This window comes from Nocardia panacis (assembly GCF_003598715.1).
Taxonomy (GTDB): Bacteria; Actinomycetota; Actinomycetes; order Mycobacteriales; family Mycobacteriaceae; genus Nocardia; species Nocardia panacis.
In genome coordinates, this window is sequence record NZ_QZFU01000017.1 from 129,389 (window position 1) to 149,420 (window position 20,032).

General features: G+C 68.8%; 18 protein-coding genes. 8 read left to right on the forward strand and 10 right to left on the reverse strand.

Going from position 1 to position 20,032, the window contains the following annotated elements:
• Positions 1-212 precede the first annotated feature (212 nt).
• From D5S18_RS13960 to D5S18_RS14000, 9 genes are all read right to left on the reverse strand, one after another.
• The gene (locus D5S18_RS13960; RefSeq protein ID WP_120040976.1) at positions 213-1,196 is read right to left on the reverse strand and encodes a Ppx/GppA phosphatase family protein; all 984 of its coding nucleotides are present in this window, start codon (positions 1,194-1,196) and stop codon (positions 213-215) included.
• A complete protein-coding gene (locus D5S18_RS13965) occupies positions 1,157-1,681 on the reverse strand; it encodes a DUF501 domain-containing protein (RefSeq protein ID WP_120040978.1) in 525 nt (174 codons plus the stop codon). The genes D5S18_RS13960 and D5S18_RS13965 overlap by 40 nt, the downstream gene beginning before the upstream one ends.
• Complete coding sequence (locus D5S18_RS13970) at positions 1,678-2,274, reverse strand: FtsB family cell division protein (RefSeq protein WP_120040980.1); 597 nt, start codon at positions 2,272-2,274, stop codon at positions 1,678-1,680. Before D5S18_RS13970 ends, D5S18_RS13965 begins: the two co-directional genes overlap by 4 nt.
• 35 nt (positions 2,275-2,309) lie before the next feature.
• Positions 2,310-3,599: a phosphopyruvate hydratase gene (gene eno / locus D5S18_RS13975; RefSeq protein WP_120040982.1), complete on the reverse strand. Its 1,290-nt coding sequence runs from the start codon at positions 3,597-3,599 to the stop codon at positions 2,310-2,312.
• A gap of 168 nt (positions 3,600-3,767) precedes the next feature.
• Positions 3,768-4,511 carry a lytic transglycosylase domain-containing protein gene (locus D5S18_RS13980; protein WP_239003754.1) on the reverse strand — a complete coding sequence of 248 codons (744 nt, stop codon included), beginning with the start codon at positions 4,509-4,511 and terminating at the stop codon, positions 3,768-3,770.
• Between the two features lie 71 nt (positions 4,512-4,582).
• A complete protein-coding gene (locus D5S18_RS13985; RefSeq protein ID WP_239003755.1) occupies positions 4,583-6,220 on the reverse strand; it encodes an ABC transporter ATP-binding protein in 1,638 nt (545 codons plus the stop codon).
• A gap of 34 nt (positions 6,221-6,254) precedes the next feature.
• On the reverse strand, positions 6,255-7,055 hold the full coding sequence (locus D5S18_RS13990) for an ABC transporter permease (RefSeq protein ID WP_239003756.1): 801 nt from the start codon (positions 7,053-7,055) through the stop codon (positions 6,255-6,257).
• Between the two features lie 14 nt (positions 7,056-7,069).
• On the reverse strand, positions 7,070-7,999 hold the full coding sequence (locus tag D5S18_RS13995) for an ABC transporter permease (protein ID WP_120040990.1): 930 nt from the start codon (positions 7,997-7,999) through the stop codon (positions 7,070-7,072).
• Positions 7,996-9,513, reverse strand: a complete 1,518-nt coding sequence (locus D5S18_RS14000; protein WP_120040993.1) for an ABC transporter substrate-binding protein — start codon at positions 9,511-9,513, stop codon at positions 7,996-7,998. The genes D5S18_RS13995 and D5S18_RS14000 overlap by 4 nt, the downstream gene beginning before the upstream one ends.
• Before the next feature lie 263 nt (positions 9,514-9,776).
• On the opposite strand from D5S18_RS14000, the gene D5S18_RS14005 reads away from it, so the two are divergent.
• From D5S18_RS14005 to D5S18_RS14030, 6 genes are all read left to right on the forward strand, one after another.
• Positions 9,777-10,910, forward strand: coding sequence for a TauD/TfdA family dioxygenase (locus tag D5S18_RS14005; protein ID WP_120040995.1), 1,134 nt, complete (start codon positions 9,777-9,779; stop codon positions 10,908-10,910).
• Positions 10,882-11,892, forward strand: a complete 1,011-nt coding sequence (locus tag D5S18_RS14010) for an ornithine cyclodeaminase family protein (protein ID WP_203236727.1) — start codon at positions 10,882-10,884, stop codon at positions 11,890-11,892. Before D5S18_RS14005 ends, D5S18_RS14010 begins: the two co-directional genes overlap by 29 nt.
• Positions 11,893-11,986: 94 nt before the next feature.
• A complete protein-coding gene (locus tag D5S18_RS14015) occupies positions 11,987-13,381 on the forward strand; it encodes an alanine racemase (protein ID WP_239003757.1) in 1,395 nt (464 codons plus the stop codon).
• A 49-nt stretch (positions 13,382-13,430) separates the two neighbouring features.
• A complete protein-coding gene (locus D5S18_RS14020; protein WP_120040997.1) occupies positions 13,431-14,462 on the forward strand; it encodes a PLP-dependent cysteine synthase family protein in 1,032 nt (343 codons plus the stop codon).
• A complete protein-coding gene (locus D5S18_RS14025; RefSeq protein WP_120040999.1) occupies positions 14,459-15,859 on the forward strand; it encodes an MATE family efflux transporter in 1,401 nt (466 codons plus the stop codon). The genes D5S18_RS14020 and D5S18_RS14025 overlap by 4 nt, the downstream gene beginning before the upstream one ends.
• Positions 15,860-15,944: 85 nt before the next feature.
• Positions 15,945-16,898: a phosphodiesterase gene (locus D5S18_RS14030; protein WP_120041048.1), complete on the forward strand. Its 954-nt coding sequence runs from the start codon at positions 15,945-15,947 to the stop codon at positions 16,896-16,898.
• On the opposite strand, the gene D5S18_RS14035 is transcribed toward D5S18_RS14030, so the two are convergent.
• Positions 16,882-18,333: a stealth family protein gene (locus D5S18_RS14035; protein ID WP_439651121.1), complete on the reverse strand. Its 1,452-nt coding sequence runs from the start codon at positions 18,331-18,333 to the stop codon at positions 16,882-16,884. The two genes, D5S18_RS14030 and D5S18_RS14035, sit on opposite strands and share 17 nt — an antisense overlap.
• Before the next feature lie 513 nt (positions 18,334-18,846).
• On the opposite strand from D5S18_RS14035, the gene D5S18_RS14040 reads away from it, so the two are divergent.
• On the forward strand, positions 18,847-19,299 hold the full coding sequence (locus tag D5S18_RS14040) for a flavodoxin domain-containing protein (protein WP_120041001.1): 453 nt from the start codon (positions 18,847-18,849) through the stop codon (positions 19,297-19,299).
• A gap of 121 nt (positions 19,300-19,420) precedes the next feature.
• Positions 19,421-19,903 (forward strand): pyridoxamine 5'-phosphate oxidase family protein, encoded by a 483-nt coding sequence (locus tag D5S18_RS14045; RefSeq protein ID WP_120041003.1) that lies wholly within the window; start codon positions 19,421-19,423, stop codon positions 19,901-19,903.
• Positions 19,904-20,032 lie beyond the last annotated feature (129 nt).

Genomic DNA, 20,032 nt, shown 5'->3' on the forward strand with positions numbered 1-20,032 from the left:
TTTGGGCTATGACCGGGCAACAGTGGCTGCCGTACCAATTCGGACAGCCATCGGCCGTGGTCGCCACGGCTGAACGGGTGTGCGACGGGTGAGTTCCCGCACGCCGCGCGCACCCCGGGGCTACCGGCGGTTCGGTAAGGAGAATTTCCGCATTGGACCAATAACCGACCGGTCGGTCCGAATGTTGGGCAACGGCGGGCTCGACCCGAGACTCACGCGATGGACAGCGCGATCCCGTCCAGAATGTCGTGTTCGCTGACGACCAATTCGGTGATGCCCGCGCGCCGCGCCAACTCCTCGGCGAGCACCTCGGTGATCACCGCGCCGCCGCCGATGACATCGACCCGACCGGGATGCATCGGACCGAGCGCGGCCCGCTGGTCGTGATTCATGCCGATGAGCCGATCACACACCGCGTGCACCTGCTCCAGGCTCAACCGCGTCAGATGCACCCGCTCGGAATCGTATTCGGGCAGGTCCAGCGCGAGGGCCGCCAGCGTGGTCATGGTGCCCGCGACACCGACCCAGGTGCGCGCGCCATCGACCGGCACCCGCGCGAACGCCTCGCCCAACCGCTCGCTCGCGAATTCCCGCGCGGCCGAGACCTGTTCGGCGGTGGGGGGATTGCCGGGCAGGCAGCGCTCGGTGATCCGGACGCAGCCGATATCGGTCGAATACGCGGCCCGCACGCCATCGGCATCGCCGCAGACCAGTTCGGTGGACCCGCCGCCCAGATCGACCACCACGAAAGGCCCCTGGCTGCTGGGCAATTCGCCGATCGCGCCGGTGAACGACAGCCGCGCCTCCTCGTCCCCGCTGATCACCTCGGCCTCGGCGCCGGGGACCACCCGGCCCAGTTCGGCACGGGCCATGGCGAAGAAGTCCGCGCGATTGGCCGCATCACGGGTGGCGGAGGTGGCCACCATGCGAACCCGACCGACCTCGGCCTCGCGCATCAGATCGACATAGTCGGACAGCGCGATCCTGGTGCGCTCGATGGCCTCCGGCGCCAGCGCGCCCGTGGCGTCGACACCTTGGCCGAGCCGCACGATCCGCATCTCTCGACGCACATCGGCCAGGCCGCCTTCCGGCAGCGCATCGGCGATCAGCAGGCGGATGGAATTGGTGCCGCAATCCACGGCCCCCACGCGCACTGTCACCGCTCGCCTCCTCTGAGCTCGGCGTAGCGCGGCCATTCGGCGGGAATCGCGCTGCCGCGCAATCCATTATCCGCCGCCAACGCCACTGCCTCGTCGCCCAGCGGATTCACTCCCGGCCCTTTGGCCAGCGCATGCGCGATCAGCACGTGCAAACATTTGACCCGGTCCGGCATGCCGCCGCCGGTGAAATCGGTGCCGAGGGATTCGATCTCGTCCCGCTCGGCCAGGTAGCTGCGATGCGCCGCCCCGTAGGCGGCGGCCAGCTCGGGATCGGCGGCGAGGCGGTCGGTCATCTCGCGCATCACACCCGCGGACTCCTGCCTGCTCGCCTCGGCGGTGAGCCGGGGATCGGTCAGGTAGTAGAGCGTCGGGAAAGGGGTGCCGTCGGGCAGGCGCGGCGCGGTCTTGACCACCGCGGGCACACCGTCGGGCGTGCGGTAGGCGATGGCGAGCACGCCGCGCGGTTCCCGGCCGAGCTGGGCGGCGACGGTCTCGAGATCGCGGGCGGTGGGTGCGCTCACCTGGGTCCTTCCGTTCCTTGCTGGGGTGTGTTCGAGGTTGGCGGTTGGGCGATGCTGTGCCACAACTGCGTGTACCAGGGGTCCGGAGCCTTGGGCCTGCCGGTGGCGGGTGCGGCGGGCGGCGCTTCGATTCCGGGGACCTGCACGATATAGGGGGTCTCCCCCGGCAGCACCAGGCGCAGTCGATCGCGCGCCTCGGATTTGATGTAGGCCGGATCCTGCTGCTGCGCCCGTCGATCGCGCAACTTGTCGACCGCCGCCGCCAATTCGGTGCGCTGCCTGGCGAGCTGCTCGGCCTCGGTCCGCTGGGAGAAGTAGGTGCGCATCGGCACCGCGAGGGTGAGCGCCAGCCCGCACACCACGATGGCCAGCACAATGGCCTTACCGGTCGACAAGCCCAGGAAGGTGCGTTCGGCGCGATCCGAATCCCCGTGCGCCGCACCCGAATCCGAACGATGCCCGGATTTCGCGGCCTCGCGGGACCGGCCGCGCTTGGCGGCGGTCTTGTCGGCGGCGCGGGGGCGCGCCGCCCGCGACGTGCGGCGGTCACCGCGTCCGGCCGGACTGGTGCCGCGCGCACGTCGCTCTGTCATGGCAGCAACCCCGTCATCTCGACGCGCGAGGCGCGTCAGCTCTCGAAGACGAAACGCGGGAATGCGACATCCCCGGCGTAGCGGGCCGAATCGCCCAGCGCGTCCTCGATGCGCAGCAACTGGTTGTACTTGGCCACGCGCTCGCTGCGGGCGGGCGCGCCGGTCTTGATCTGACCGCTGCCGACCGCGACCGCGAGATCCGCGATGGTGGTGTCCTCGGTCTCGCCGGAGCGGTGGCTCATCATGGTCTTGTAGCCATTGCGGTGGGCCAGTTCGACCGCGTCCAGGGTCTCGGTGAGCGTGCCGATCTGGTTGACCTTCACCAGCAGCGCGTTGGCCGCGCCCTTGGCGATACCCTCCTCGAGCCGCTCCGGATTGGTGACGAACAGGTCGTCGCCGACGAGCTGCACCTTGTCGCCGATCTGGTCGGTGAGCGCGACCCAGCCGTCCCAGTCGTCCTCGGAGAGCGGATCCTCGATGGAGACCAGCGGGTAGGCCCCCAGCAGTTCGGCGTAGAAGGCCGTCATCTCGGCGGCGGTGCGCACACTGCCCTCGAACTTGTAACCCGTTGCGGGCGTGTAGAACTCGGTGGCGGCCACATCCAGCGCCAGCGCGATATCGCGACCGACCCGGTAACCCGCCTTCTCGATCGCGCCGACGATGAGGTCCAGCGCCTCGCGGGTGCCGCCCGCCAGATCGGGGGCGAAACCGCCCTCGTCGCCGAGGCCGGTGGCCAGGCCCTTGCCCTTCAGCTCCGCCTTGAGCGCGTGGTAGACCTCCGCGCCCCAGCGCAGCGACTCCTTGAACGTCGGCGCGCCGATCGGGGCGATCATGAATTCCTGCACATCGACACTGGTGTCGGCGTGCGCGCCGCCATTGAGGATGTTCATCATCGGGACCGGCAGCACGTGCGCGTTCGGGCCGCCGAGGTAGCGGAACAGCTCCAGGCCCGAGGATTCCGCGGCGGCGCGGGCCACCGCGAGCGAAACACCCAGCAGCGCATTGGCGCCCAGGCGCGACTTGTCGGGGGTGCCGTCCAGATCCAGCAGGACCTGGTCCACGGTGCGCTGCTCGACGGCGTCGAGGCCGATGACGGCGGGCGCGATTTCGTCGAGGACGCCCTCGACGGCCTTCTGCACACCCTTGCCGCCGTAACGCTCACCGCCGTCGCGCAATTCGACGGCCTCGTGCTCGCCGGTGGACGCGCCGGACGGCACGGCCGCCCTGGTCAAGGTGCCGTCGTCGAGGGCGATCTCGACCTCGACGGTGGGGTTGCCACGAGAATCCAGGATCTCGCGGGCGCCGACCTGTTCGATGATGGCCACGAAAACGACACTCCTTCGGATGTGGGGCACGGTGGGTCTCCACGGATGGCCGTGCGGTGCCGAGCCTATCGTCCCCGGGCGCGCCGCGGGTGACCGGCACTCCGGCCGCCGAGCGGCGGCTCAGGTGGGGACGGTCACGTTGTCCGTCGGTCCGGCGCGACCTTGACTTCAGGCGCGCCGACCAACGCTGTAGGCGGCGGCGTGGGTGCGAACGTTCTGCATATAGATATCGGACTTGTTGTAGGCCCAGAGCGCCTGCTGCCAGCCTTCGGCGGTGGTGAGGTTGCCGCCGCGAGCGCACAGGTAGCGGGCGGCGGTGAGGGCGGCGTCGTCGATATTGTCCGGGTCCGCCACGCCGTCGCCATTGGCGTCCACGCCCCAGCGCTGCCAGGTCTCGGGGATGAATTGGAACGGCCCCATCGCCCTGGCGTAGACCGCGTGGCCCTCCTTCGCACTGGCCTCCGTGTCGAGCACCTGCTCCATACCTGGCGATCCGTCCAGCACCGGCCCCCGGATGGGCGGGGAGACCTTGCCGTCCGGGCCAACCCGCGCACCGCCGTGGGTGCCGTGTTTGGTTTCCACCCTGGCGATGCCGGCCAGTGTGGTCCAGGCGATACCGCAGTCGGGGCGGGAACGGGCCATGACGGCGGCGGCGTAGCCGTACGCCTCGAGCGCGGTGACCGAGATGCCGAGCGCCTTGGACTGGCCCTCGGCCCAGTCGCGCAACTGTTCGGCGGTGCGGCCGGGCGCATCGATGTCGAAAGGCGGCAGCGGGGTGCCAGGTCCGGGCGGGATACCTTCCGGGATCGGTGGCAGCGGCGGACCGCCGTAGCCGCCGCCACCGCCGCAGGCGGCCACCGCCAGCGTCGTCACCAGAACCGCGATCAGACCCGCGACGCGGCCCGAGTTCATCCTTCGCACCCCATCCATCATGCCGATAGGACCGATCGGGACCTTGGATCGTGGCCCGACCCGCGATCCGGTCAACCCAGCAGCGCGCGAGTCGCGTCGTGTTCGGCCGATACCAGCACCGCAGTGGTATCGCCCGACTCGACAACGCGACCGCCTTCGAGGACCAGCACCTGCCCGCAGTGCCGGGCGACCAGCGCCATATCGTGGCTGATGACCACCAGCCCGGTGCCGCGCTCGCGCCGAATCCGATGCAGCAGGCCCATGATCGCCGCGGCGGTCGGGTGATCCAGCGCCGAGGTGATCTCATCGCAGATCAGGACGGCCGGTTCGGCGGCGAGCGCGCGGGCCAGCGCCACCCGCTGCCGCTGGCCGCCGGAGAGTTCGGCCGGGTAGCGGCCTGCCAACTCGGGGGCGAGTTCGACCGAGGTGAGCAGTTCCGCGATACGTTGCGCCACTTGTCGTCTCGGCACGCCGCCGATGCGCCGCAGTGGACGGGACAGGGTCTGCGCCACGGTGCGCCTCGGATTCAGCGCCGAGCGCGGATTCTGCGTCACCAGTTGAATACCGTTGCCGCCGTAATGTCTTCGTCGTTTGCCGAGCGGCACCGGCACGTCGTGCACTATCAGCGATCCCGTCGCGGTGGGATGCAGTCCGGCCAATACCCGTGCCAGCGTCGTCTTCCCGGCGCCCGAGGCTCCCACCACGGCGACCGCGCCGCCTGCCGCCAACTCGAACGTGACGCCGGTCAGGATTTCCCGCGCGCCGATCGTGGCACCGATTTCCTTGGCGACCAGCAGGACTCGCGCACAGTCCGGGTTCGCCTGAATATCCGCCGTCGCTCGAACGAGCAAAGAATCAGCCCGATGACCGTTCTGATCGCCGACGGCACCGGCAGGCTCGGACATCGCACCGCCGAGGCCCACCATGCGATCCGCGGCGGCAGCACGCTGCTCGCGTGCCTCTCGCGCCGCGTTGGCGGCATCAGCCGCGCGTTCAGCGGCAGGCACGGTCGTCGTGCCGATGTCGACGATGGTATGGGCGATAGCGTGCGCGGCCGCGGTGTCGTGGCCGGATAGGAGGATGGCGGTCCCCCGCGTCTCGGCGAGTTCGGCCAGTAGACCCGCGATCTCGGTACGCAGCGCGCCATGCAAGCCTGCGAGCGGTTCGTCCAGCACGAGAATCGGCGTGCTGCGGATCAGGGCGCGGGCCAGGGCGACGCGGCGCTGCTGACCGCCGGAGAGTTCGGCGGGGCGGCGGCGCAGGTGGTCGGCGGACAGGCCGACCGATTCCAGTGTCTCGACGCAGGTTTGGCGGGAGGCTTTGGGGGCGACCTCGGTGAGCAGGCGATGCACCCGCATGAGCGGATTCAGCGCCGAGGCCGGGTCCTGGCCCACGTAGGCGAGATGGTCGCGGCGGAAGGTGCGCAGTTCGGCCGGTTTCATGCCGAAGATATCGCGGCCGAGGACGGCGACCGCGCCCGCCGTGCGTGTCGCGCCGGGCGGTAGGTACCCCAGCAGCGCCCGCATGAGCGTGGTCTTGCCCGATCCGGAGGGACCCGCCAGCGCGGTCACCGTCCCCGCGGTCATCCGGAAGGTGGTGGGACCGAACAGTTCCCGTCCGTGCGTCCCGCACACCGTGAACCCGTCCACGAGCACCGAATCCTCGGTGTGGGTCGCGACGCGATCGGTTTGTACCGCGATCTCGCTCACAGGCCCCCCTTTCGAACCCATTCGAACCCATTCATCATGCGCGCCGTCGGCTGCCGAATGCGGAGACCGCCAGGTTGACGCTGACCGCGACGGTGGCGATGGCCAGGCTCGGCGCGAGCACCGACCAGGGATTGAGCAGCATGCCGGAGGCGTTGTCGCGCACCATGACCGCCCAGTTGCCCGACCCGAGCGTGGTGGGCAGTTGCAGGAAGGAGGCGGTGCTCACCAGGTACACGGCCTCGACGAAGCGGAGCCCGAGTTGGGCGGCCAGCACCTCGCGCAGGTTGGGGATGACCTCACGAAAGACGAGATGCGCCAACCCTTCCCCACTCGCCCGCGCGGACTCCACATAGCCGCTCGCCGCGATCCCGGTGGCGGCGGCCGCGAAAACCCGCGCGCAATACGGAGTTCCGAACAGCAAGGCGACCATGATCAGCCCGTAGACGCCCGCATCCGGCCACGAGGTGAGCACCAGCAGCATGCCGAGCACCACCGGCAGCAGGATCGCGAAATCGGTGGCCCGCTCGATGACGGCGCCGATCCGCGGCCGCAGCGCGGCCACCGCGCCGAGCACACAGGACAGCGCGGTCACCAGCACCGCGATTACCCCCGCGAGCAGCAGCAATCCCCAACCGCCGTCCAGCAATTGGCTCAGCACATCGCGCCCGAGCCGATCGGTGCCCAGCCCGTCGCCGCGATCGAATGGCATACCGACCGGAGTCTGTGTCGAATGGCCTGCGAGCGCGGGTCCGAACGCCGCCACCGCGATCACGACCAGCGCGGGCGCGACCGCGAGCGCCCGACCCCAGCCGCGGCGCGCGAGCGATTTCGGCACTGCGAGAACCCGATTCATCGACTCCCCCGCAATGACCAGGCCCGAATCCCATCGGCGAGCGCAAGCATCACCATGATCACGGTCCCGCTCACCGCCACCACCGCGGCCACGACCGAGGTGTCGCGATCGGCGACCGATCCGGCGAGCACCGCGCCGAGTCCCGGATAGTTGAAGAGGGTCTCCACCACCAGCGATCCGCCGAGCAGCACCCCGACGGTGGTGGCGTAGCTGGCCACGATGGTGGGCAGCGCGAAGGGCAGCACATGCCGCAGCAGCACCACCCTGGTCGAGAGTCCGTCCAGCGCCGCGCTTTCCACATGCGGAGCGCGGGCGGCGTCGGCGAGGGCGGCGCGCACCACCCTGGTGTTCCAGCCGATCTGCGGCAGCGCCAGCGCCAGCACCGGCAGCACGACCATCTCCGGGTGGACCGGAAAGCCGGAACGTCCGGTGATGGTGACGGCGGGCAGCCAACCCAACCCGAGCGCGAACACCAGGATCAGCAGTGTCGCCAGCACGAATTCCGGGATGGCCACCGCGACGGTGGTGGCCGGTTGCAGGATCCGCCCGAGCGCGGAGCCGCCGCGCGCCGCCCACCACGCGCCGAGTCCGAGGGAGGCCAGCACCGTCACCGCGAGGGCGAGCCCGCCGAGCAGCAGCGTCGGCGGGAATTTGGCGGCCAGCAGCTCATTGATCGACCGTCCGCGCGCGGTGTGCCCGAAATCGCCGGTGGCCACGCCGGATATCCAGTGCCAGAAGCGTGCCGCCACCGGACGGTCGAGTCCGAGTTCGCGCTCCTTGGCCGCGATCTGCTCCGGGGTGGCGTCGCGGCCGAGGATCGCGCGCGCGGTATTGCCCGGCAGTAGGTCGACCACCAGGAAAACCGTTGCCAGCAGCGCGATCAGCAGGCCGATGCGCCGAATCAGCAGGCGCGCGAGTGCACTCACCGATCCAGCCAGGTCCGTTCCAGTTGCAGCCTGGCGAACCCGCCCAGGGTCGGCAGGTCGCGCACGCCGGAGTGGGCGATATCGATCCCATCGGCCATACCCCACACCAGATAGCCGCCGCGCTCGTATTGGATGCGCTGCACTTCGTGCGAGGCGCGGGTCAGTTCCGCCTCGTCGCGGGCGGCGAAGGCTTTCGCGGTCGCGGCGTCGAATTCCGGATCCTTGAAGGCGGTTTCATTGCGATTCGAGGCGCCCGCCATGAGTTTGTCGGCGTAGAACAGGGTGGAATCGTTGGTGCCCCAGGAGACCGTGTAGAGCGGGGCCTTCAACCAGGTTTGGTCGTAGAAGAGGTTCGACTCCTGCGTCACCACGTCCAGGCGCAGGCCGATCTCGGCCAGCTGTGTTGCCAGCACCTTGGCCGATTCCACCTCGCCGGGCGCTTCGGCCTTGGTGAGCAACTGATACGAGCGCCCGGTATCGAAACCCGCCTCGCGCAGTAGGGCTTTCGCGCGGTCAATATCGCGGGCGCGTTGCGGGATGGTCTTGTCGTAGAGCGGGTCGGCGGTGCCGAGGATATCGTTGGCGATCTTGCCGTAGCCCGAATGCACCTGGGTGACAAGCGCGGCGCGGTCCACGCCGAGCCGTACCGCGGCGCGCGTGCGCGCATCGGCGAAGGGGCCGTCGGCGCAGCGCATGGCCAGTCCGAGCATGGTGTCATCGGTGCGGCGCACGACCTGGAGATCGCCCCGTCCGACGGCGGTGCGTCCGGCGATGGCGCCGACATTGGACGCCAAGTCGATCTGACCGGCCAGCACCGCGTTGCCGAGCGCGGTGACGCTCTCGAACATGGTCACCTCGATGGCGTCCAGCAGCGGGGCCGGACCGTGCCAGCGATCGTTGCGCACCAGTCGCGCATTGCCGCCCGTGTACGACTCGAGCCGGAACGGGCCGGTGCCCACGGCCTTGGTGAAATCGGCGGTGTCCTTCTTGACGGTGAAGGTCATCAACCGAAGCAGCAGCGGCAGTAGGTTGTTCGGCTCCGCGACGGTGAACACGACCCGATCGGGGCCGTCGGCGGTGATGGCCTCGGCCGCGACCGGCATCTTCGACGGGCCGCCGACGGCGCGCAGCCTGCGCATCGACCACACCACATCCTCGGCGGTGACCGGTGTGCCGTCGTGGAAGGTCGCGCCGGAAGCAAGGGTGAAGCTCCAGCGGCGGCGGTCCGGATCGGCCTCCCACCGGGTGGCCAGGCGCGGGGCGACATTCGGGTTGGCGCCGGGCACGGTGAGCGGGTCGTAGATCAGCGAGGTGATGAGGAAGTCGCTGTCATTGACCATATTCGCGTGCGGATCGCGTTCGATCTTGGCCGAGGCGCCGAGCGCGCCGACCCGCAGTGTGCCGCCGCGGCGGGCGGATCCGCCCGATTCGGGGCCGTTCGAGCAGGCGGCGAGCAGCGCGACCGCCCCGATCCCCAGGCCCGATCGGAACAGTTGCCGTCTATTGACTCCCATGTGTACTGCCCACTTCCCTTGCGGTCGCCGGCGGGAGCGACCGCGATCCCGCCTTCAGGTTCAGGAAAGGCTAGCCTAATGAGGATCATTTTCTCCACGGCCCCGCGCCGGCACTGCGCCGCCACTCGCGTGCAACCCATATGGTTCGGCTATTTTTCCGCGACTCGTTTAGGTAAGCCTTGCTTAACGACGCGGGACGCGCTAGCTTCGCACATCGAATCGCTCCCTCGCTTTCGACCTCCGCCAAGAAGGGATCCCCCTCGGTGAAAAGCGTTCTCCCCGAACGTAAGACGCTTCACCCCTCGAATATCGAACAGCGCGGGCTGCCCGCCGACGCGGCCGCCGAGGTGCGCGCCGCCGCGCGCGAGATCCGCGCCCGCCTCGGCCGCAGCGCTACGGTGGCGGCACGCACGCTGGACGATCCCGCGATCATCGACGAAATAGATTCGCGCGCAAAAGAATTGCCCGAATCCGTGCGAGAAACCCTGCGCCCGCCCGAAACCGCCGCGGGCGCGACCGTCGTGCGCGGCCTGCCGCTCACCGATGCCGAACTCGGCCCCACCCCGCCGGATTGGCGCACCGCCGCCGCCTGGAGCGCGGATCCCGACCGAGCCGCCGCGTCGCTGGAACTGGACCTGTGCCTGCTGCTGCTGGCCAGGTCGACGGGCGAACCCTTCGGCTGGCACGGCCAGCAGGACGGACGCCTGGTCAACAACATCGTGCCCGCGTCCGGCCACGAGCACGAACAGTCCGGCGCGAGCAGCGAAACCCTGCTCAGCCCGCACACCGAGGATGCCTTCCACCCCGGCCGCGCACACCTGCTCATGCTCTGCTGCCTGCGCAATCCGGATCGGGTCGGCACCACCGTGTCCTCGGTGCGCCGGGTGCGGCTCACGCAGGCGCAGACCGCGCTGCTGAGCGCGCCGACGCTGCCCATCCTGCCCGATGTCTCCTACGGCTCCGGCCACGAAACCTATTCCGCACCAATGGTTCCCACCATCTGGTTCAATCCGGACGGCGAGCCCACCCTGCGCTACGACCCGGCCTACACCCCGCTCGACGCCGCCGATCCCGAATTCCGCTCCGCCTACGCGCGGCTGACCGGGGAACTCGAACGCGTCTGCGCGCGAGCCGCATTGGCTCCCGGCGAGCTGCTGCTGGTGGACAACGACGTGGCCGTGCACGGTCGGGTGCCCTTCACCGCGCGCTACGACGGCACCGATCGCTGGCTCAAACGGGTGAATATTCGTCTACCACAACGGTATCGGCGTGCGGAAGAGGCCGAGGAGAATGGTTTCGGTCAGACGATCGTATTACCGTTCCGGACAGGCGCGCCCACCGGACACAGCAGTGAGCGAGATGCAGCACATGATCGAGGACCCGTTGAACATCCGTGACCGCAGCCTGCCGCTGCGGGTGCTGAGCCGCAGCGATCTGGCGGCCGTCCCCATCTCGCCCGGCGAGGTGGTGCACGCCGTCGAACAGGCGTACCTGGCCCTGGCCGCCGGGGATTCGGATAATCCGCGCAAGCTCAGCGTCGCCAATCCGGATGGCTGGTCGGTGGCCTACGCCATGCTCGGCCGCGACGGACGCCGCCGGGTAGTGGCCATGAAGACCTCGTACAAATTCGATCCGGGCCACGATCGCAGCACCAAGCGCTACTACACCACCATCACCCTCTACGACGACACCACCGGCGCGCCGATCGCCATGATGGACTGCGCCAGGGTCGGCGCGCTGCGCACGCCCGCGGTCTCGGCGCTGCTGGTGCGCGAGACGGTGCGGCGGGGCGCGCAGAGCGTGCTGCTCATCGGCACCGGGACACAGGGACGCAACGCGCTGCCGCATCTGCTCGCCGCGAATCCGCAGTTGCGCAAGCTGATGCTGTACGGGACGCATCCGGAGGGGTTGGCCGCCGTGCGCGCGCACCTCGCCGAGGCAAGTCCGCACGCCGTGTTGGAGACCGTCGAGGACCCGTACGCCGCGGCGGCCTGCGCCGACGTGGTGCTGGCCACCGCCGGTCCCGGCACCGAGGTAGCGCTCGAATCCACCCATCTGGCACCGGGTTCGGTGGCCGTGCTGGTCGGCTACGGCCTCGCGCCGTCGACGCTGACCGACGCGGACCGGGTCATCGCCACCAGCGCCGAGCAGATGACGCTGACCGGAACAGATATGGCCGGTCCCGACGGTCGCCTGCGCCGGGTCGACGCGGAACTGCCGCAGATCCTGAGCAGACGCGCCCCCGCCCGCCAATCCGACGAGGAGAAGATCTTCGTCTACAACAGCGGACTGGTGCTCACCGATATCGCCGTCGCGCACGCCTTGGCCGAGCGGGCCATTGCCGAGGGGCGCGGCACGGAGGTGCCTTTATGGGACTGAGCACGGAGACGCCCTTATGGGACTGAGCACGGAGACGCCGCTGTGGGACTGAGCACGGAGACGCCCCTATGGGACTGAGCACGGAGGTTCCCCTGTGGGACTAGAGAACAGTGCCGCCGGACGCAATGGCGCGCGTCATCCCGGCGGCGGAGACGGCATCGCCGAACTCGATCCGATCGCGGCCGCGCCCATGCCCGCACACCTGGATGATTGGGAGGCACAGGCTTTCGCCGATCCCGACCTGTTCGAGGCGCTCGCCGAATCCGTCGGCGGCCCGTTCCACCTGCTCTATCCCCCGCGGATGGCACGCAATATCCGGGAATTCCAGGCGGTTTTCGAGCGGGCGGGCGTGGAGGGCGTCGTCTACTACGGCAAAAAGGCCAACAAATCCGCCGCATTCGCCCGAACCTGCGCGGAAAACGGTGCGGGCATTGATGTCGCCAGCGTCGGCGAACTGACGGCCGCGCTGGCCAACGGTATTCGCGGCGATGAACTCATGGTCACCGGTCCGGCCAAATCCGATGACCTGCTGTGGCTGGCCACCAGACACGGTGCACTGCTGGCCGTCGACGATCACCACGAGTTGCAACGGCTTGCCGCACTGGGTAGTTCGGCCGTGCCCGCCAGGGTGCTGCTGCGGGTGCGGCCGCCTGCGTCGTCCAGCCGTTTCGGTATGTCCGACGACGAGATCGCCCATGCGTTGACGCTGCTCACCGACTCCCGGACACTGCGCATGGAGGGCTTCAGCTTCCATCTGTCCGGTTACGACGCGGCGGCGCGCGCGAGGCTGGCAGCCGACCTGCTGGACCGCTGCCTGCTGGCCCAGTCCATGGAGTTGCCCGCCGCCACGATCTCCATCGGCGGGGGGTTCGGCGTCGACTATGTGCCCGAATCGGCGTGGCGACGTTTCACCGAAGGCGCGGATCGAAGCCGGTTCCACGCGGGCAAGAGCTTCGATTCCTACTATCCCTACCACTTTCCCGAACCCGGTCCGGCCATGCTCGCCGCCATCCTCGACACCCACGACGTGGCCGAACGCCTGCGCGACAACACCATTCGCCTGGCCATCGAACCCGGCCGCGCACTGCTCGCCCACGCGGGCTGCACCGTTTTCCGGGTGCAGGGCAGCAAGATCCGCCACGCGCACGGTCATCCGTATCGACTGCTCACCGTCGACGGCACCAGCCTGAGCCTGTCCGAACAGTGGTTCGGCAGCGAATACCTGCCCGATCCGCTGCTGTGGCCGCAGCGGCCCGGCACCCCGACACCGACCAGTGTCGGGGCGGCCACCTGCCTCGACTCCGACATGCTCAGTTGGCGGCGCATCCCGCTCCCCCGCGCGGCCCTGGTCGGCGATCTGCTGATCTACCCCAATACCGCTGGCTACCAAATGGATTCCAACGAGTCCGCCTTCCACGACCTGCCGATCCCGCCGAAGGTGCTGCTGCGCCGCGCGGGCGACCGGTTCCGCTGGACGCTCGACAAATAGTCCCGAGCAATACCCCAAGCCGCGTATCCCGAAAGAGGAGGACATTTCCATGCCGCTCGTCACGCGCGTGACGGATCTGATCGGCCGCACACCACTGTTCGAACTGGCGACCACCACCGGTGGCACCCGCCTGCTGTTGAAACTCGAACAGTTCAATCCGACGGGCGCGGCTAAGATCCGCATGGCCCGCGCCATGGTGGACGAGGCCGAGCGGAATGGTTTGCTGGGCGATGGCGGGCATATTATCGAGTCCACGTCCGGCAATACCGGACTCGGACTGGCGGTGGTCGCGGCCGAACGCGGATACCGCTTCACCGCCGTGGTCGACCACCACGCGAGTAAGGACAAACTGCGCGCGATGCGAGCGATGGGTGCGGAACTGGTGTATGTCGCCGACGACGGCGACGACACCTTGGCCACCTCCGCCCGCGAGGATCTGGCCGCAGCCATGGCCGCCGAACTGCCCGGCGCGCATTTCACCGAACAGCACAACAACCCGGCCAACGCGCTGGGCTACTACGCTGTCGCCGAGGAATTGCTCGCCGACGTGGCGCGGGTGGACATCCTGCTCTCGGCAGTCGGCACCGGCGGATCGCTGTTCGGCACCGCGACCCGGCTGCGCGAACTCGGTGGCACGCCACGGGTGGTCGGGGTGGAACCGGTCGGCTCGATCGCTTTCGGCGGTCCCGGCGGCCCGTACTGGCAGTCCGGCACCGGCACCCCGCCCGGCGCGACCATCGGCACCGCCGTCGACTACGCGCTGCTGGACGAGGGTCTGAAGGTGTCCGATCGGGCCGCCTTCGCCACCGCCCGCGCGGTAGCCGCCGAGATCGGGCTGCTGATCGGCGGCTCCGCGGGCGGGTCGGTGTTTGCCGCGCTGACCAGGATGGAACAGTTCCCGCCCGGCTCGACCGTGGTCACCCTGGTGTGCGACGGCGGGGAGAAGTACATGGACACCGTCTTCGACGACGACTGGATGCGGGAACGCGACCTACTCGACGCCGAGACCGAACGAGAGGTGCGCGAGTTGCTCGACCGCCACGCCCCCGCAGGACGCAGGCCACTGGTGCGGGCGCGGTGATCGGGTCGGTCCTGCGCGGTGACGGGCGACGGCTGACCGGATTGGCCGCGCCGATCGCGCTCACCCAGCTGGCCCAGATCGCGGTGTCCACCACCAATATCGCGCTCATGGGCACGCTCGGGGTGCGTCAGGTCGCCGCGGGCGGCCTGGCCATTGTGCTGTTCAACCAGATTCGCACCATGTGCGTCGGACTGATCACCGCCACCGGCAATCAGGTGGCGACAGCGGTGAGTTCGGCGGACAAGCGCGGGGATTCGGCCGATCCGGAGATCCGCGCGATCGTGCGATCGAGTTTCTTCATCGCCACCGTCGCCGGATTGCTCGGCGGCGCGATACTCATCGGACTCGGCTGGGGTCTGCGCTGGTTCGGCCAGGACGCCGGGGTGCTCGCCGACGCCCGCCCGCTCATGGTGGCGCTGGCGCCCGGTCTGCTGCCGTGCCTGTGGTTCCAGGTGCTGCGGCAGTACACCGTCGGTATGCAGCGCCCGCAGGCGCTGCTCATGGTGACCCTCGGCTCCATCGGCCTGAATGTGGTGCTGGCCCTTGCCTTCATGCGCGGCTGGGCCTTCCTGCCCGAACTCGGGCTCACCGGGATCGGCGTAGCCACCTCGCTGGTCTTCCTCGTCACTTTCCTCGCACTGCTGGCCATGGTGCTGCGCGATCCGAAAGTGGGTGCGACGCTGCCGCTTCGGCCCTGGCCGGTCCCGATGGGCACGGTGCGCGCCGAACTGCGCCTCGGCACCCCGATCGCGCTGACCTACGGGTCCGAGGCGGGGATGTTCTCGGTGCTGGCGCTGGCCATGGGTCATCTCGGCCCGGCGGCGCTGGCCGCGCACAATGTGGTCTACCAGGTCATCTACATCGTCTTCCAGGTCGCCATCGGACTCTCGCACGGGGCGTCGATCCTGGTCAGCCATGCCGCCGCCCGCGACGAATACGGGCGCGCCCGCACCCTGGCCTGGTTGGCGCTGCGGCACGCCGCCCTGATCGCCGCCGCGATGGGCCTGGTCTACGTCCTGGGACCGAACTGGGTGCTGCGCCCATTCCTGCACGCCACCGACGACGCCGCCGTGCAGGTCGCCCACACCCTGCTCCTCATCGGCATCGTCCTCCAATTCTTCGACGCCGCCCAAAATATCGGCGCCGGCCTCCTACGCGGCCTACGCGAAACCTCAGCGGGCCTACGCCTGTCCCTGATCGGCTACTGGTGCGTCGGCCTCCCCACCGCCCTACTCCTCGCCTTCCCCCTCGACCTCGGCGCGGCAGGCGTCTGGTGGGGCCTGACCGCAGGCCTGGCCACCACCGCCCTCCTCATGCTCCGCCGCTACTTCACCCTCCTCACCTCCCGCGAACGCGCGATCCCCATGGTTGTCCCCGAAACCCAGCCCGCAGGCTAGATTCCACCTTCCCGCAAGGTGATCGTCATCGGGCGTCGATGGGAGCGTCTACTCGGGTTGGATATTCTGGCCGGAAGTGATGGCGATGGCGGGTTGGCCGCTGGGAGGGGCATTCGGTCCGGTGCAGGTCTCCAGAGTCGCGGAGTATCCGCGACCGGATCATGTTCTATTCCATTTCAGTGATACGCATCTGATCGCGGGGGCCGGTGAACTTTACGGTGCGGTGGATGCTGATCGGCGGTTGCGGCAGTTGCTCGAGCAGGCTCGGGCGAGTGGGATTCGGCCCGCGGCGATAGTGATCACCGGGGATCTCGCCGATCGGGGTGAGGGCGCGGCCTACACCAAGTTGCGCGGGTTGATCGAGCCGGTGGCGGCGGATCTCGACGCGCCGGTCGTATGGGTGATGGGCAATCACGACGACCGGGCCGCGGTGCGGGATCTGATGTTGCGGGAGGCGCCGTCGACCGAGCCGGTGGACTACGTCCGGATGATCGATGGGTTGCGAATCGTCGCGCTCGACACCTCGGTGCCCGGCTACCACCACGGCGAACTCACCGACGCGCAACTGAACTGGCTGGGCGAGGTGCTGGCCGAACCGGCGCCGTTCGGCACCGTGCTGGCCATGCACCATCCGCCGGTGCCGTGCGTGCTCGATCCCGCGGTGGTGGTCGAACTGCGCGAGCAGCGGCGCTTGGCCGAGGTGCTGGCGGGCAGCGATGTGCGGGTGATTCTGGCCGGGCACCTGCATTTCTCCACGTTCGCGACCTTCGCGGGCATACCGGTCTCGGTCGCCTCCGCCGCCTGCTACACCCAGGATCTGGCGGTGGCGCAGGGCGGCATGCGCGGACGCGATGGCGCGCAGGCATTCAACTACGTGCACATGTACGCCGACACCGTGGTGCATTCGGTGGTCCCGATCGACAAGGGACCCACCGTCGGCAACCCGTCCACCCCCGAACAGGCTGCGCAACGCCTGGCGCGGGAAGGCATCATCATCGCGCCCGCGCCGAGGATCCCCGTGGTCATGCAGCCCCGGTAGCCGATTCCGGGATCGGCGCGACCAGTTCCCACGGCGCCGGATTCGGGAAGTAGTCGGCGAGGAAATCCGAAACCACCTGTGTCCGTTCGGCCTCCGATACCTCCGGGAAACTGCCGTCGTTGAGGCAGAAGAAATCCACCTCGCGCCGCTGGGCCAGACCGGTCAGCATCGCGAGCCCCGCCCGGCTGGTGGTGTCGACGTACCGCATGCGCGCCGACTCCTGCGGTATCGCCCGCCCGGTGAGCAGCGCGTAGTAGTGGTACAGCGAATTGGTGACGGAGATATCGGTGGCGGCCCGGAATCGGCTCGCGCTGGTGCGCGCGAAATCCACCGGGAATTCGCGTTCCATCTCGCACAGCACACTGCGCCGCAGCGGGGCGGGGGCATGTTCCAGATGCCGGGTGATCACCGAACCGAACCGCCCGGCCAGCAGTTCCCGATTCACCCGCGCGGCATTCTCGAATCCGCTGCGGCGCTCGTTGTTTCGGCCGAGACCGATCCGGGTGCCCGCCTCCATGAATCGACTGATTCCGGCCGGGCTGAAGAACATCGACGGCCGCACCGGACGGGCGAAGAACATATCGTCGTTCGAGTAGAGGAAATGCTCGCTGAGGCCGTCGATGTGGTGCAGTTGGCTCTCCACCGCGTGCGAGTTGAACACCGGCAGCCCGGAGGGGTCGGCGAAGTGTTCGGCCGCGCGCACCACGGTGACCCGTGGATGTTCCGAAAGCCACTGCGGCACTGCTGAATCCGTGGCGATGAAGATGCGTCGCAGCCACGGTGCGTTGCGGTCGACCGAGCGCAGCGCGTAGCGCAGCTCATCGATCTGCCGGATGCGCGCGTCGGCGTCGTCGCCCTCGCCGAGGACGACCTGTGCGAGCAGACCGGCGCGGCGGGCGCGGAACTCCGGGTCCGAACCGTCCACCCAGGAGAACACGATATCGATGTCGAAGCCGATATCGGTGGGGTGCGGGGCGAACATCTCGGCCAGCGTCGGCCAGCGCCGATCGAACAGCAGCACCTCGGCGGGCGTCACATCGGCGAAGTCGAAGACGGTGCGGGTCAACGCGTTCGGGCGCGGGCAGGTGACGGTGTCGCCGCGGTACTCCCACAGTTCCAGGTCGATCCGATGGGCCGGATCGCGGTCGCGACCGAGTCGAATCACATTGTGCTGCAAATTGGTTCGCGAAAAGCCATCGGCCTCCGCAGTTTTCAGCACGCGGCCGATCATGGCGGACTGCGCCGCGTCGGCGGCGAGCACCAGCCGGTGCCCGCTGTCGCGCACCAGCAGGTAGGACACCTCGGCCGTCGCCAACTCCCGGCGCAGATACCCCAGATCGGCCAGGACGGCGGCCGAGACCAGCAGGTTGCCCGCGACGGGCCGCGAGACCCTTTCCGCCGCAGCCGAATTCACACCCATATCCATCATCGGAATCGTCTTCCCCATCGCTGTCGCAGCATTGCCGTCATCCGGAATCGGCCCGAGACGGGTCCGCATTCCGCTCGCACCTCGGCCGCACCGAGGTGCACGGGGCACCGCGCCTGCGCTCGAACGCCCGACATCGCGTGGATGTCGTGGCGGCGCGCCGACGCGGTCGCAGTCAGGAGTGGGGGACCGAGCCGTGATCAGGATACGAACTCATCCGACGAACCGCGTACGACCGGATAACCATTCGTTTCACCTCACTCACGGCGGGACGCCTTGGCGTCGATACTGATGGGTGGCGCAGAGAAGTATTGGCTATGCCCCTAGAAGCGGGGCGCTCCCTGGAATGATGCAACGGTCCCGGCTCCGCGTCAATCCGGACACCCTGCCCGAAAGCTGCCCGAGCGCTGCCGTCGCGAGTCAGCAACTCTGTCGCTAACTTCCCCGACCGCCGCACCCTCTTGAAAAGCAGGACGTCGAAGTTAGGATAGCCTCAGTAAACTCGACACACGAGGGAGTCGTATGCGCGTCGTCATCCTGTTCGGCACCGAGCTGGGCACCGCGGAATCCGTGGCCGAAACCCTGGCCGCCACACTGACCGACCACGACGTCCACGTCCGCGACATGTCCGAGTTCGCCGCAGCCGAACTCGACTCGCGCGATATCCACCTCATCGTGTGCTCCACCTACGGATCCGGCGACCTGCCCACCGGAGCCGAACCCTTCTTCGCCGAACTCGACACGCTCGCACCCGATCTGACCGGTTTGCGTTTCGCCGTCTTCGGTCTGGGCGACACCGTCTACGGCGACACCTTCAATCGCGGCGGCGAGATCGCGGCCGCGAAACTGTCCGCCCGCGGCGCCGAACAGTTCGGCGAGCACGCCCGCCACGACGCCTCCAGCACCATCCGCGCGCGCGACGCGGCCCGAGAATGGGTGGCGCACCTGCCGATTCCGCGTCTGGCCTCCGCCTGAGACCGAATGGGCCCCGGCGGTATCGCGCCGCCGCACGCCGGTATCGAACCGCGCAGCGCGCCCTAGACTGCTAGGTGCGCGGCACAGCCCGTCGCGCGCGACCATCCACGAGGTGACGAAGATGGCAGGCGGAGCAACTCCCGCGCAGCACCAGAACCAGTCGACCGACCATCCCGAACTGGACGCGTTACCCCAGTGGCCGCAGGACACCATCGCGGTCTTGGTCACCACCGACCCCGCGCCGCACGCGATTCCGGTGTCCTGGCCGGTGCGCGCCGACGATCGCACCATCCTGCTCAGCCTGAAATTCGACCGCGGCTCGCTGGCGAGGCTGCGGGCCAGGCCGGAGGTGGCACTGCTCATCCTCGGCGGCGGCAATGTGGCGCTGTGCGCCAGGGGCAAGGCGCGGGTCATCGCCGAGCAGATGCCCGATGCCGCGGAGTACGCTGCGGTGCGCCTGGATATCGAGGTGATCGATGATCATCGCCAGTCGGCTTTCGAAGTGGCGCACGGCATTCAGCGCACCGTCCTGGACGAGACCGAACTCGGCGCGCTGCGCGGCCGGGTCGCCACGCTGCGCTCCTGGGCTACCGAACTGGACTAGGGCCAATGCCGCTCAGTTAGCGATCCTGCCGGGTTGTCAACCCGGCAGGATGTGGATGCTGATCTGCGTTTTGTAGCTGTTGCGGTCGATGTCGCCTTTGGCGCGGTGTTTGGAGATGGCGCGTTTGAC